This window comes from Flavobacterium limnophilum (assembly GCF_027111315.2).
Classification (GTDB): Bacteria; Bacteroidota; Bacteroidia; order Flavobacteriales; family Flavobacteriaceae; genus Flavobacterium; species Flavobacterium limnophilum.
In genome coordinates this window covers 78,750-93,684 of sequence record NZ_CP114289.2, presented here as the reverse complement: position 1 = coordinate 93,684, position 14,935 = coordinate 78,750, and the positions used below count along the sequence as shown (strand labels likewise).

The 14,935-nt window shown below is 37.7% G+C and carries 12 protein-coding genes; all 12 read right to left on the bottom strand.

What is annotated here, in order from left to right; all coding sequences use genetic code 11:
- Nucleotides 1–90: 90 nt before the first annotated feature.
- The 12 genes from OZP13_RS00395 to OZP13_RS00340 all read right to left on the bottom strand — a co-directional run bounded on the left by OZP13_RS00395 (nucleotide 91) and on the right by OZP13_RS00340 (nucleotide 14,806).
- Nucleotides 91–2,475 (bottom strand): GumC family protein, encoded by a 2,385-nt coding sequence (locus OZP13_RS00395; protein WP_281298254.1) that lies wholly within the window; start codon nucleotides 2,473–2,475, stop codon nucleotides 91–93.
- A gap of 8 nt (nucleotides 2,476–2,483) precedes the next feature.
- The gene (locus OZP13_RS00390; RefSeq protein ID WP_281298253.1) at nucleotides 2,484–3,278 is read right to left on the bottom strand and encodes a polysaccharide biosynthesis/export family protein; all 795 of its coding nucleotides are present in this window, start codon (nucleotides 3,276–3,278) and stop codon (nucleotides 2,484–2,486) included.
- A 570-nt stretch (nucleotides 3,279–3,848) separates the two neighbouring features.
- Nucleotides 3,849–5,273: an undecaprenyl-phosphate glucose phosphotransferase gene (locus OZP13_RS00385; RefSeq protein WP_281298252.1), complete on the bottom strand. Its 1,425-nt coding sequence runs from the start codon at nucleotides 5,271–5,273 to the stop codon at nucleotides 3,849–3,851.
- 356 nt (nucleotides 5,274–5,629) lie between these two features.
- The gene (locus OZP13_RS00380) at nucleotides 5,630–6,376 is read right to left on the bottom strand and encodes a glycosyltransferase family 2 protein (RefSeq protein WP_281298251.1); all 747 of its coding nucleotides are present in this window, start codon (nucleotides 6,374–6,376) and stop codon (nucleotides 5,630–5,632) included.
- A gap of 45 nt (nucleotides 6,377–6,421) precedes the next feature.
- Nucleotides 6,422–7,369 carry a UDP-glucuronic acid decarboxylase family protein gene (locus OZP13_RS00375; protein WP_281298250.1) on the bottom strand — a complete coding sequence of 316 codons (948 nt, stop codon included), beginning with the start codon at nucleotides 7,367–7,369 and terminating at the stop codon, nucleotides 6,422–6,424.
- Nucleotides 7,370–7,539: 170 nt separating this feature from the next.
- Nucleotides 7,540–8,379, bottom strand: a complete 840-nt coding sequence (locus OZP13_RS00370) for a glycosyltransferase family 2 protein (protein WP_281298249.1) — start codon at nucleotides 8,377–8,379, stop codon at nucleotides 7,540–7,542.
- Nucleotides 8,380–8,423: 44 nt separating this feature from the next.
- The gene (locus OZP13_RS00365) at nucleotides 8,424–8,963 is read right to left on the bottom strand and encodes an LbetaH domain-containing protein (RefSeq protein WP_281298248.1); all 540 of its coding nucleotides are present in this window, start codon (nucleotides 8,961–8,963) and stop codon (nucleotides 8,424–8,426) included.
- Between the two features lie 2 nt (nucleotides 8,964–8,965).
- The gene (locus tag OZP13_RS00360) at nucleotides 8,966–10,138 is read right to left on the bottom strand and encodes a glycosyltransferase (RefSeq protein ID WP_281298247.1); all 1,173 of its coding nucleotides are present in this window, start codon (nucleotides 10,136–10,138) and stop codon (nucleotides 8,966–8,968) included.
- 14 nt (nucleotides 10,139–10,152) lie between these two features.
- Nucleotides 10,153–11,355 (bottom strand): glycosyltransferase family 4 protein, encoded by a 1,203-nt coding sequence (locus tag OZP13_RS00355; RefSeq protein ID WP_281298246.1) that lies wholly within the window; start codon nucleotides 11,353–11,355, stop codon nucleotides 10,153–10,155.
- Nucleotides 11,356–11,423: 68 nt separating this feature from the next.
- Nucleotides 11,424–12,815 carry a hypothetical protein gene (locus tag OZP13_RS00350; RefSeq protein WP_269241701.1) on the bottom strand — a complete coding sequence of 464 codons (1,392 nt, stop codon included), beginning with the start codon at nucleotides 12,813–12,815 and terminating at the stop codon, nucleotides 11,424–11,426.
- The gene (locus OZP13_RS00345) at nucleotides 12,816–14,186 is read right to left on the bottom strand and encodes a lipopolysaccharide biosynthesis protein (RefSeq protein WP_281298245.1); all 1,371 of its coding nucleotides are present in this window, start codon (nucleotides 14,184–14,186) and stop codon (nucleotides 12,816–12,818) included. It lies immediately after the preceding gene.
- A gap of 17 nt (nucleotides 14,187–14,203) precedes the next feature.
- On the bottom strand, nucleotides 14,204–14,806 hold the full coding sequence (locus OZP13_RS00340; RefSeq protein WP_281298244.1) for an acyltransferase: 603 nt from the start codon (nucleotides 14,804–14,806) through the stop codon (nucleotides 14,204–14,206).
- Between the last annotated feature and the right edge of the window lie 129 nt (nucleotides 14,807–14,935).

Sequence of the window (14,935 nt, the reverse complement as noted above, 5' to 3'; positions counted from 1 at the left end):
CAACTCCCATCTTCCCTCTTCCCTCTTCCAACCCACAACCCACAACCCCTTCACTAGCCAAACAAAAAAAGAGGCTCCCGCCTCTTTTTTTTATCTATTAAAAACCTTCTTGTACCAAGGCACATTTTTAACCGTGACACCGTAGCCGTAGCCATAACCATACCCTTTCTTGGTTTCCGCATCGTTAAGCAGCAACGCCATGTTCGGTAATTTCTTTTCTCTGTACAATACTTCCGGTATGTGCAGCATTCGTTTGTCCAAGACATTGGCGCGCACGACATACACAAAAGTATCGGCATGCTTGGCGATAATCAAGGTGTCCGACACCAAACTCACTGGAGCCGTGTCCACGATGATGAAATCGTATTCCTTCTTGAATTGCGCAAAAAGTTCGTCCACCTTTTGGTTCATCAACAATTCCGTTGGATTGGGCGGAATGCTTCCCGGGGGAAGAATGTACAATTGTTCGAAACCTTTATGTTTAAAAATATAATCTCCAATCCGGGCATCACTGGTCGACAAATAATTGGTCAATCCCGCACTGCTCGGCAGGTCGATGTATTCATTCAGCTTGGGATTTCGGATATCCATTCCTATCAAAAGCACTTTTTTGCCGGAAAGGGCAAAAATACTGGCCAGGTTGACCGACAAAAATGTTTTTCCTTCACCGGATATAGTCGAGGTAAACAATATGGTCTTGGCCCTGCCTTCCGGAACCTGGTTCAACATAAAGTCGAGATTCATTCGGACAATGCGCATCGCTTCGGCCGTGCTGGAACGACTGGTTGCATCCACGATTTCGTTCGGCGATTCCGATTTTGGAATTTCTCCCAAGAAAGGAATGCTCAATTTACTGGTAATTTCAAAACGGCTTTTCACCTTGGTATCCAACAAATCCATCAGGTACAAAATCCCGAAGGGAATGAGCAGTCCCAATAGCAAGGCCGCCAAATAAATAATGTTCTTTTTGGGCGAAACTGGTGCTTTCGAAGCCTTGGCGGCATCAACCACTCGGGCATTGGGCTCGGTGGCAGCCAGCGAAATGGCCGTTTCCTCCCTTTTTTGCAGCAAATACAAATACAATTCTTCTTTTACCTTTTGTTGGCGGGCAATAACCCGAAACTGGCGCTCTTGAACCGGAATAGCCCCTATCTTGTTGTCCAGAATTCCCTCTTGGCTTCTCAAATCCCTTTTTTGGATGTTGAGATTCGCTTGCAGGCGGCGCAGACTTTCCGCTATGTTCGTCTTCAAGGAAGCAAGCTGTTGGTCCAGTTTGACAACCGTTGGATTCGCCGTCGTGGCCGACTTCAAGATGCGGTTGCGCTCCAAAACCAACTGGTTATAGGAATCCATCAAGCCGCTTTCTTCGCCTTTGGCCGAAATCATGTTGGTGGGCAACAAATCCGAATTGGTGCTTTTCCTGATAAAATCCAGCATCGAGGCCACCATGTTCAACTGGATCTCGATCTCGACCCTTTTCTTGTTGTACTCGCTCGAGCCTTCAATAAAAAGCTTGGCTTCAGTTTCAATGTCGGTCAGTTTGTTAGAGGTCTTGAAATGCTGTACCTCTTTCTCTACGCCATCCAACTCTTGGGTGATCAACAACAATCGATTGGCCACGAATTTTGAGGTGTTTTCCGAAATAAAACTCTTGTCGGCAGCGGCATCCTCATTGTAAATTTGGATCAAATTATCCAGGAAAGCTTCCGCTTTTTTGGTTACGGGATCGACTATGGAAATCTCGACCACGCTACTCGTTTTGCTGATGGGATTCACGTTCAGGCGCTTCTGGAAGCTGGCCACCACATTTTCGAGTGGATTGACAATAATAGTGACGGGTCTTTCATCAGTGCTTATTCCAGCTTTTTGGGCAATCCCTTTTGTAATGATTAAATCGGCATTGCGAGTCGAAATGATCTCCCCGTACCGAAATGCCTTTTTTGGACTCGACAATACCGGCACAGTGTCCTCCTCATTGGATTCGCTTGTCAAGGCAAAGGTGTCAGGAGTTAATGTCACGAACTCCAAACTCGTTTTATCCGTGTAAAAAGCGGGTTTCTTGTTCAAAAAATGCACTTTTATTGGAGTATTCCCATATATTTCGGCATCCACGACATTCCCTTTTACGGTCATCGAAATATTTAATCCCAGTTTTTTGACTGTTCTTTCGACCAAGGTTCGCGACTTCAAGATTTCGATTTCATTGTCCAGGTTGCTCTTCATGCCTCCTCCCAAGCCCATATCGGCAAAAGCGGACAATTCGGAAAGCATGCCTCCCTTGTTTTCATCTTTGACCAAAATAGTGGTACTGGCCTGGTATTGGGGCGTGGTATATCTCAAATACACATAAGCCATGGTCACGCAAAGACAAACAGCCAATACAAACCATTGCCAATGATCCAGATAGCGGTCAATAGCCTCCCTTAAATTAAAATCTTCGTTTTCGTTGTCGTCGGAGTTGTTGTAAAAATCCATGGAATAGTTTAGTTTTTTGCGGTAACAATTAAGGTAATTAAAGTGATCACTAAAGAGGTAACCGAGATGATGACCCCCGTATTCGCTCCCACTGCAGCTCCATTGATTCGGACTTTGTTGGGCTCCACATACACCACGTCATTTTGGGCCAGATAATAATAAGGAGAATTGATGAAATCGGCCTTGGTGATGTCGACCCTGTTGTACGACTTGACGCCATTTACCTCCCTGATAATTAAAATATTGTCCCTTTTGCCATAAACCGTCAAGTCCTTGGCCATGCTGAGCGCTTCTATCAAGGTAACCCGATCGGAAGACACCGGATAAGTGCCCGGCAGCGTTACTTCCCCCTGCACCGACACCTTGAAATTCATCAAGCGAAGGTTGATAATCGGATTTTTGATGTATTTCGATATTTTGCCCTCCAACAATTGAATCACTTCGGTACGCGACAAACCGCCCACCTTCAGTTTTCCCAAAACCGGAAAATCAATCGAGCCGCCCGCATCCACCAAATAAGACTGCATGGTTTCTTGTCCTCTGGAAGCCATCATGTTATAAGCCGATGGAACACTCACGGAACTCAAATTAAAAGGAATCGCCGTTTCGGGATCGTCGGCCGACACGATAATCAGCAACAAATCATCGGGTTGAATTTTTATTTCGTAACTATTTTGTTTGTCTTGACCCGATAGGGTATCAATATTTTGATAATAAACACTGTCTTTTCTTGAAGCGCAAGAAAACAACAGAAGAACAAAAAGGAAGGGGATTGTTTTTTTTAATCCAAAAAAATACTGCATGGGGTTTGATATTTTAAGTTGGCAAATATAGGCATTAGCCTCTTGGTTTTAATTATTTTTTTATTTTGAAATTTTCGGCTTTCCATTAACTCCTAACCCAAAACAGATAACAGAAAACAGATAACAGAAAACCTTCTTCCTGTTCCACCTGTCATGGAGAGTGGAACGCGGCAATCTGGACTAGGGTCAATTATTGGATTACTGCAAAATCGTGCCGGTAACTATTTTCCAGTTTTGTTTGTCACGCTGGAAGCGTCTCGTCCCTTTACTTTTCAACTTCATTGTCGCCCTCTTCCAACTCCCCTCTTCCCTCTTCCAACCGATAACAGAAAACCTTCTTCCTGTTCCACCTGTCATGGCGAGTGGAACGCGGCAATCTGGACTACGGTCAATTATTGGATTACTGCAAAATTGGTAACTATTTTCCAGTTTTGTTTGTCACGCTGGAAGCGTCTCGGCCCTTTACTTTTCAACTTCATTGTCGCCCTCTTCCAACTCCCATCTTCCAACTCCCCTCTTCCCTCTTCCCTCTTCCCTCTTCCAACTCCCATCTTCCCTCTTCCAACTCCCCTAAAACGCATTCTCGTCCCCCTGAAACACCTGTATAAAAGTTTTCCAGACAATCTTGACATCCAGCAGCAGGCTCCAGTTTTCGATATACCAGATATCGTGTTCCACACGACCTTCCATGTCGGACAGCGCCTTGGTTTCGCCGCGATAGCCGTTCACTTGTGCCCAGCCCGTGATGCCCGGTTTGGCGTAATGGCGCACCAAGAAATTGTTGATTAATTCCGAGTATTGTTCCGTATGCGAGAGCATGTGCGGTCGCGGCCCCACTACGGACATGTTGCCCAGCAAAACATTGAAGAATTGCGGAAACTCGTCCAGGCTGGTCCGGCGCAAAAACGCGCCCACTTTGGTAATCCTCGCATCATTTTGGGTGGCTTGCACTTTATTCGCTTCCTTGTTGACGTACATCGTTCGAAACTTGAAACAGGGAAAGGATTGATTGTCCCTGCCCGAACGTTGTTGCACAAAAAAGACGGGGCCGCGAGAATTCAGCTTGATCAGGAGCATCAGGATGGGAAACAACCATGAAAAGACGAAGACAATGACAAACAAGGAAAAACAAAAGTCGAATAGTTTTTTTATGATGCGGTGCAACGGAATTTCCAAAGGTTCTTTGCGCAACATCAGGACGGGAACATTGCCGTTGCCGTAAAAAGACACTTCCACCCGGTTGGTTTTGGTGTATTGTTGAAAATCGGGAATATAGCGAATACGAACCATGTAGCGCTCGCAAAGGGCAGTCATCTGGTTGATGGTGTCTATCTTGTTGATATGCAAGGCCACGTACATTTCGTCTATTTTGTGGCTGGCCAAATAATGCTCGACCTCGGCAAATCCGCCCAAAAGGGGCGCCTTGAGCTCGGTACCGTCCGGTTCGTCGTCAAAAAAACCCGTCACCCGGTAGCCATAAGTCAAGTCTTTGGACAGTATGCGGTTCATCCGTTCCCCCATGGCATTGGCGCCCACAATCACCACTTCCCTGAAATTATACCCCTTGGTACGAACATGCTTCAACATTTTCATGAAAAGGATGCGAAAACTGACCAACAGGACAAAGAAAACAGAACAGAAATAAACCATCCGCAAACGGGAAACCTCGGTATATTTCAACACATAAATAAACAAGGAAACAAGGGCCATCAAGACCAACAACAATCGAATGGTTCGGTAAAGAATCGATTCGATGCGCTCGGTCCTCACAATTCGATAGGAATCCCTGTGCAACAACAAGCCAATCCAAAAAATGTTCGACAACAAAGAAACCGCTTTGTCTCCCCTCAAATAAACCAGGGAAACCTCACCCCCATACCGCAACCAAAAAGAAAGCGCGATGGAAAGGTTCAACAACACCAAATCCCAAACCAGAAAACCCAGCTTGAAATAACGGGAAAAACGATAGGTGGCAAATAATTTTAAAAGTGACATACTGATTGAAGTAGAAAATTAGTATTTATTATTCGTTGTTCTATATATTAAATTAGAGAAAATCAGCCTTTTTTCGACACGCTTCACTCTTGATTCTTGATTCTTGATTCTTTATTCTAACTTCCAACACACAACCGAAAACAGGAAACCGACAACCGAAAACAGGAAACAACTAACCGAAAATAGGAAACAACTAACCGAAAACAGGAAGCAACTAACCGAAAACAGGAAACAACTAACCGAAAATAGGAAACAACTACCCGAAAATAGAAAACAACTATCCGAAAATAGAAAACAACTATCCGAAAATAGGAAACAACTAACCGATAACAGAAAACAGAAAACCGACAACCCTCTCATTTCCTGATATATTGCAACAAGGCCATTGACTTTTTAAGAAAAACAGTCTTAAACGCAGAAAGACCATGATACTTGTAAATTCTGTAATCCTCCCTCAATACTTCAAAAGCCCTTTTGTAACTGGTACTCATCCCTCCCATTCGCATTTTGACAACATAGTGATGGAGATAGCTAATATTTATTTTGTGTTTGAATAAATACCGCAATAGAAACTCGGTATCCGAGGCAATGGTAAAATCCAAATTATAATAACCATATTTTTCAATAATGGATTTCTTTATATATACGGTAGGATGCAAAGGCAACCAACCCGATTTTATTTTATTGAAATCATAAGCCCCACCAATTCTGTTGCGTATAAGTTTTTGTTCATCATCATTGCTGACATAAACACCATCTCCATAAATAGCATCACTATTAGGTGATTTTTTAAAAGCCTCGACAATTTTAGAAACGACCGATCGATCATAAAACTCGTCATCCGAATGCATTAAACCCACAACATCACCGGTAGCCATGGCCAAACCTTTGTTGATGGCATCATACATTCCTTGATCTGGTTCCGAAATATATTGGGATATTTTATCCGAATACTTTTCAATAATTTCCGTGGTGCCATCGGTTGATGCCCCATCGACAACGATGTATTCTATCTGGGGATAATCTTGTCCCAAAACACTTTGTATCGATTGCTCGATAGTTTCTTTTCTATTGTAACAAACTGTAATTATGGATACGCGCATTATGCTAAATTTATTTACAAACCAAAAAAAATCACCCACTAATGATTAGTTGGAACTCTTTAATAATTCATCAAAGTACCTTATCGTAGATTGAAGCCCTTCTCGTAATTCAACCTTCGGCTCCCATCCTTGCAGTTTTTCTTTAGCCAAACTTATGTCCGGTTGGCGTTGTTTGGGGTCATCTTGCGGTAAGGGAAGGTGAATAATATTGGAACTCGAATTTGTTAATTCAACAACAGCTTCGGCCAATTCCAACATTGTAAATTCGTTGGGATTCCCGATATTCACGGGACCCAAAAACGAATTGTCAGTATTCATCATTCGGATCATGCCTTCCACCAAATCATCTACATACTGGAAGGAGCGCGTTTGCAATCCATCGCCAAAAATAGTGATGTTTTCACCTTTCAAAGCTTGAACAATAAAGTTGGAAACCACTCTACCGTCAGCAGGGTTCATATTGGGACCATAAGTATTAAATATTCTGATAATTTTTATGGCAACATCATTTTGGTTGTGATAGTCCATAAACAAGGTTTCAGCACAACGTTTCCCTTCGTCATAACAGGAACGAATCCCTATGGGGTTTACGTTCCCCCAGTAACTTTCTCTTTGGGGATGCACATGCGGGTCTCCATAGACTTCGCTAGTACTGGCTTGCAAGATCTTTGCTTTCACCCGTTTTGCCAAACCCAAGGTATTTATGGCTCCCATTACCGAAGTCTTTATGGTTTTAATGGGATTGTACTGGTAATGAACAGGCGATGCGGGACAGGCCAAATTATAGATTTCGTCCACCTCGGCATAATAAGGCTCCGTGATATCATGCCGTACCATCTCAAAATGTGGATTGCCCAACAATTGGATGATGTTGTTTTTATTTCCCGTAAAATAATTGTCCAGGCAAATAATTTCATTGCCTTCCTTTAATAATCTTTCGCATAAATGCGACCCCACGAAACCGGCACCTCCGGTGATTAGAATTTTTTTCATTATTATTATATTTTTGCAAATAATTTAAACTTAAATATGTTCTTTTTCTGAACGGCTCATAAATCAATTAAAAAATTGATTCTTCTAATTATTTAATAATATTAGAATTCTATAGCATTTCATATGAGAAATTGAAAGTTTGTCAAAGCTATTGTAAGACAAATAATTATTTATTTTTTAGATAATTTTTGCTCCTTTATTTTGCAATAAACCTGTGTAAAATAAGACGCTTTTAAAATAGAAAAGGCCAAGCCACGAGATCCGTCACGAAAACCGCCTAATAAAAAATAGCTTCCAAAAAAAAAGACCGGGCCAATAAAAGGGGTCAACATCAGTTTGTATTTAATTTTTTGCTTCCAGGTCCATTGTTTTTTGATTTCAAGGTTAGCCCCCATTTTCATAATCCTTTCGGCTTCCCAACTGGCATATTCGTTATGTTTGATCACATAATGAGAAATTCCCCTGAAGTCTAAATGGTCTATCTCACTTTTTACCGTGCCAACATTCCCTTTTAAAATTGGATGCTCATGGATTTCCATATCCAGCTTACTCCAGTTGTTTTCTTCAATTCTTTCATATTCCCCGGCTCCCACCCTAAACAGGGCCAACTTACGCAATGGATAACCGCCCTTCATTTTCTTGCCCAAAAAATAACGGCTGTAGGTCAACCAAAAACCCACCTTGTTTTCGTCGACAATGGCTTTCCGAATTTCGTTTTTAAAGCCTTCTGTGAGATATTCATCTGCATCCAAAAAAAGTACCCATCGGGTTGTTGGAGTATGGTTTTGCAAAAACCAATTCCTTTTCTTGGGGAATTGGCCATTCCACTTAAAATCCAATACCTCAACATCATTTCTTTGCGCTATTTCCAAGGAATCATCCGTGCTTCCCGAATCGATGATGACGATTTTCTCCACAAAGTCTTTCCCGATGGCATCGAGACAACCTTGCAAAAGAAGCGCTTCATTTTTAATGGGGATGGCGATAGTAATCGGGAGTGGTAGTTTCATTTTTTTTTAGTTTGATTTAAACTATGCTTTAGAGCCAAAACTTGTTATTCTAATTCTCTTTTTTTAATAAATATAGCAGGATTTCCTCCTACTATTGTCCAATCGGCAACATCTTTAAAGACAGCTGACCTAGCACCAACAACAGCACCTTCGCCGATTATGACATTAGCCATAATGAATGCTTCTGCTGCAATCCATGCAAAATCCTTTATAATTATTTCACCCGCAATAAAAGGAATATTTATGGATGAAGTTTTATGTGTGGCACTGCACAAATAGGTTCTTTGGGATACCGTTACCTTATTGCCTATTATCGTTTTTCCGAAATGCAATTGAACTCCAGGACCTAATGTGGAATGTAGTCCCATAGTTAAATTTCTTGGAGACGGAATATAAGCAGACGCATAAATATTGCAATATTTACCTATTTTAGCTCCAAAGCATTTTAGCAAAAAAATTCTCCATCCACTAAAAAGAGGCAAAGAAAACGGTTTGAACAAAAACAGGCAAACAACCCTCCAAATCAAACGATAAAATTTGTCTGATGCCGGTATCGTATCAATATATTTAGGTATCTCTTTCACTATTATAAGTTTTTTAAAGTTGTAATAAAAATATCCGCACAATCTTCAACATCAAATGTCTTATTAAAAGTTTCAATAGCGCATTTTCCTTTATTTTCTAAGTGTGCATCAGTATACTTCGAAATAACTAAAAGGGATTTCTCAATGGAATCCGTGCTTACTTCTTCGAGAATCCACCCTCCATTTCCAGCTTCAATTTCACGCCAAATATTTATATTTTTGGTAATCAGTACAGGTTTTTTACAAGCCATAGCCTCTACAATGGCAATACCAAAATTTTCCTGATGGCTCGGTAATAAATAAGCTTCACAACCATAAAAAGCCCCCCATTTACTATTTCCGGTCAACATTCCCAGAAAGTGAATTTGAGGATTAACATTAGCTTTCTCAATCATTTGTTGGGCATAATCAGAATCTACGGGGCCCACAATGACAAGATCCGGCAATATATGATTGGCGGATGTCATTTTATTATAAGCATCAATCAATACATCCACTCCTTTTTTGGGATGAATCCTGCTAATGAATAGCCAATATTTTTTACCTAAAATTTCAGGACACTTTTGTTCAAAAGCCTTTTTCATTTGCACTTCAAAAATGGGTGGCTTTTGAATTCCAAAACCTACATTTATTTCTTTTTTAGGCAAATATCCTTTAAAAGTAGTTCGTGCCAGCAGTAATTCTTCTTCACAGGTAAAAAACAAGGCATCGGCTGCATTGATGGCTTTTTTTTCCGTGCAACGCCAAACCAATTCGTTACGTAAAGCCTTCATTTTCCGGTCTGCTGCTTTTTGAAAATAAGGATCCAGCATACCGTGAACCATAATAATCACTTTAGGCGTTTTTTTTGCTTTCTTTTTAAGTTTCTTGATGGCTATGTAAACCGCATAATTATGGTATTGCCATATTCCATGCACGACAACACAATCATAATTTTCCAGATTTTGCATCAACCATACATATAATTTTGGATTATATTGAAAAGAAGTTTTACCCTTGCCTATTTTATGGATTACAAATTCATCTTTCAGCTGATAATCCTCATTTTTATCATCTATGGATATCACTTCAACTTGAACGTCGCCTTTGACAATATAGGGGTTCAAATTCCGAATTCCCTGTGAAACACCTCCGGCTTTAGGATCCATGGAAGAAATGACATGCAGTATTTTCATTTTAATTTATTGAGTTAATTAATAGTATCAAAAAATGATATAAGTTTTTTTTCATAAACCTTTATAGCTAAATTATCCGAGTAATTATAAATATCTTCGGATAATTTATTTCTAAATTTAGAATCTTCAAAAATTGAAATAACTGCATCAACAATCGCATTAACGTTTCTAGTAGGTATATATATGGCAGGAAATTCATTCAAATCAGTGCCTGCATTTTCAGTAGTAATTATAGGACAACCACAACTTGCAGCTTCGATAATCGTCCCTGCAAAACCTTCAAATAAAGTTGGAAAAACATAAGCTTCTGCTGTTTCGTACTCATTTATAAGATTTTCCTTGTCTAAAACCCCTAAAAAACACAAGTCAGAAAATGCTACAGATTTAATTATCTGACTATCAACACTACCTATGATATTAAATTGAAGATCAGGATATTTCTTTTTAAGAATAGTTGCAGCTTTTGCACAATAAATCAATCCTTTTCGTACAGGATCGTTGCCAACCCAAATCAATTTATGCCTAATAGGCCTATAATTATATTTATTTACATTAATACTAGATGGGTAAGGCAATATTACTCCTTTTTTTGAATCATAATTAGTATATGCCCCTAATGATTTTTGAACAAAAGCTGAAGGTATTGTATAATAGTCAGCTAATTCTAACATATTTTCAAGGTGTTTTTTGCGAAAAAGTGATTTACTCTTGTAATCTTCAATTAAATGACTAAATATTGAATATTCAATATGATTATTTATTTCATTTAACATATCATCAAAAGCATTGGGGTTTTCATATATATCAATAATAATTTTAAGTTTCTTTGATTTTGCGTATTTTACAAATTCTAAATTTTCATAGTACATACTGTATAGCCATGTAGCTGTTCCCAAACCTTTTTTTATAAATTTATTTGAAAGTGACTGATATAAAAGTTCATTTTTATCAATTTTTTTTTCATATAAACTTTTAATTATTATCCAATCTGTCGAATATAGATATTTTATCGGTATTACTGGATTTCTATTAGCAAGTCTAATTAATCTAGAATTTTTAATACCTATTGATTTTAAAAAATATGCTATTCTACCCAAGAAACTAAATCTGGTAGAATCTGTATAAAGCATGTTTAAGATGTTATTTTTAAAAAGCAATTGTGGTATTAAGTATCTATGCCTTGCTCCTACCTGTGAAACTATTATTTGTTTTTTCATAAAAATTATCAATAAATTTTATCTTCTTAATTTCTCTGCAATTCTATATATCATTTCAATACGTGAAATCATATTTTATGAGTTGTATCACTTATATGTGAACTACCTTTAAACCATACTATGTTATTCTCACATTTTTTATAGTTCATTCCTCTTGGCTTTAACGAAGCCAAAACAAGACCTCCAAGAAGTGCTGAAAATCCTAAAATTGTTGGCTGACTCCATTGACCCGATATTACAAAAATGAGCACTGAAGGCATTAAGAGGAATGCAAGTAAATCTTTTTTATATGTTAAAACCCGAAAAGATTTCTTTAATAGAGAAAGGCTCCAAAAAAGCCTAATAAATAATATTCCCCATCCAAACAAATAACCAGATTCAGCAACGACCCTACTCCATTCTTCCTCAGAAACTAAAAATCCCATTTTATTGCTTATTAAAACTGCCGCAACATTTGTTCCGTATCCTTGCCCAAATCCCCAAAATGGAATTTCACCTCCTTTGAAGTTTTGAACTCCCGTAAAAGCTCTAATAAAAGACCCCAAATATCTTTCGCCAATTGTTCCAGAAACAACAGAACCTTCAGAATCTGAAGCGAATCCGAATCTTAAAAACATATTCGAAAATGCTATTTGAAAAAATTGAAATTGAAATAAAATCAAAATTAAAATTGAAATTAGAGCTGTTGATGTAATCATTTTTGAAATATTTGTTTTACTCAAAAATGTCGAAATGTAAACAAAAAACAATATACAAATAGTTTGAAAAATTATAGTCCTAGATAAACAAATGAATATGGAGATAATATAACAGAATGTAGCAAAATAAATTATCCAAATGGGAGTATTAAGTGGACTATTTTGTCTATTTGTTAATAGAAAATAGAAAATAAAAGGTAGTACAATCGCATTAAAACCCATCATACCAGTTATAAATGAAAATGTTCCTGAAGGTCTGAAATATTCACCAACACCACTAAATCCGGATCCCTCAGTCCCACCTATCCCTACATTAATCCAAGAATTTTGTGGTGAGAAATACTGAATTATAATTATTATTGTCATTAAAAAAGAAATTTGTAAGAAAAATTTTCCTATCTTAACAATGTCCTCATAATTTAAAATTTTCCCTACTACAAACATAAATGGAAAATAAAACATTGTGATTCTGCAACCATAAATTGCAAGAAAAATATTTTGATGACCTAACAACAATGTAAGAAAAAATGTAATTATACTAATCATCATCATTGCAATAGCATATGAACTTTTTATCCACCGATTTCTTAAACCAAGCACGACAAAATATACGACTATCGGATCTCGAATAACTAAAAAGATATCCGACAATGAAGGTAGAAACCATTTTCTGAATGCACCTTCAAAAACTAGCAATAAGATATATAACCAAATAAGCTTTTTATAAAATTTATAATTTACTTTTCTTGCAAAACTGTTCATCTAGTTTTTATTTACTTTTCTTCCAACAAAATCTTCCAGATACCCTCTATAGTCCCTAATCGAATCCCCAATTAAATTATTTATCGGTTGTTCTATAATTCGACAACTTTTTGGAAGAACATATAAAAATAAAATTGCGTCCAACAATAAACTTCCAAAAGCCGCTCCAGTTATTCCAATCTGTTTTGACAAAAAATAGGAAGATACAACGGCAAAAACAGAAACGATAAGACCTGCAATAGTAAAATCATAGGGTTTGTTTGAGGCAATTAAAACATCACTAGACATCCACCAAATCCCATTAAACAAAATACCAACAATAAAAACATTCCACATCATGGCAGGTGGATTTAATGCTTTACTTGTCCAAAGTTCATAAACCCATGGTCCGCAAACAAACAAGAAAGCCATACCCACTAATGCTATAATAACAATTACAGACAATCCAAACCGAAAAATTTTGCGTGCTTGTTTCAAATTTCCAGCTCCTATTTCATATTGTAATTCAGGTAATACTGAAGCAATCACCATAGAGTTAACCTGATTCATTGCTCTGGTAAGGGTGCGAACAGTATTAAATATGGTTACCGCCACCGACCCAAGTACAATACGAACAACAAAGGTCGTTCCTTGAAAGAAAATTGCTTGCCAAACTGGAGATAATAAGAATCCTATCCCATTATGAAAAATTGATTTAATATCTGATTTTAATATTTGTCCTTTATATTTTTTTTCAATTGGCAACATTTTTCTGGCTATAATGGCATAATACAAACTAAATACGATTGCAATGATAAGATTGGTAAAGCTGTACAACACAATTCCGCCCTTACATAATAAAACAATAAGTCCTACAGCTACATTTAGTCCCGAATGAATACTCCCCAGATTTATACTCAAAGCTACTTTTCGGGCAGAGCGAAAATAAGCCTCATTCAAAGGTGTATAAAATCCGAATAAGCGCGCCAGCATTAAAAACGAAACCGCCAGTATGGCATCATCTCTATGTACAAGTAATTTATCGAAAATATGGAAATAGTCAAGAACCAGCATAACAAGGGCTGAAATCAGAATACCCGCTATAACTATCAGATGTATAGAAAGAAATCCACTTTTAGATATGTTAGAAGCGCCTTGTTTGTCATCACTGGCATACTTTAATACAAAAGAATTGCAAGCTGCTGTCCCAAAACCTAAATCAGAAAAACCTATAATAGTTGGAATTATGGTCAACGTTAACCACTCACCATAGTAAGCTGCCCCCCATGCAGAAATAAAAAAAGGAACCAATAATAGCTGTTCACAGACTTTTATAATCTTCTGTACAGCTGAAGCCAATCCATTTTGAACAAGTTTTTTCTTTATAGACATTTTTGAGTAACTGTTGTTTATTTAAATTTTGTTTTATAAGCATTGATATAAGCCACAAAATCGTTTCCGAGCATAGATTCAACACACAAGTCTGTATGCACATTTTTCCTTTTCCTTAATAATACAGCAGGATTCCCCGTAACTATCGCCATTGAATCTACATTCCGTGTCAAAACTGAACCAGCTGCACATACAGCACCATAACCAATAAGCTGACATGATGGCAAAACAAAAACACGCGTAGCCAACCAACAATAATCTTCTATTTCAATACCATACGGCTTATGCTCCCAATCTACTGAATCAATATTATGGCTAAGTGTGATAATTTGAACATCAGAACCTATAATAACATAGCTTCCTATAGTTACTTTACATCTTAAATCAATTAAATGACTTTGGATTGAAGTGTGGTTTCCAACAGTCAAATTAGAGTTAGCAGATTTAGCTAATTTATAAGGCATAGTTACACATTGACCAATTGTAGCACCTTTGCGTCTGGCAATCCAAATGATAAAATTATTTATTAAATAATTTTTAAACCTTGGATACAATCCTTTTATAAAACGTAATTTTGATCGTGCCTTTATATCTTTTGAGTAAGTACTATTAGAATTCATATATTATTTGTTTCATACTGTTTAAAATTTAATTGTCAAACATTGAATAAATTTAGTATTTTTTATCAAATTCAAAGTAAAGGCGAAGTCTCCCGACTTCGTACCCACTGCAATTGACAATCAACGAGA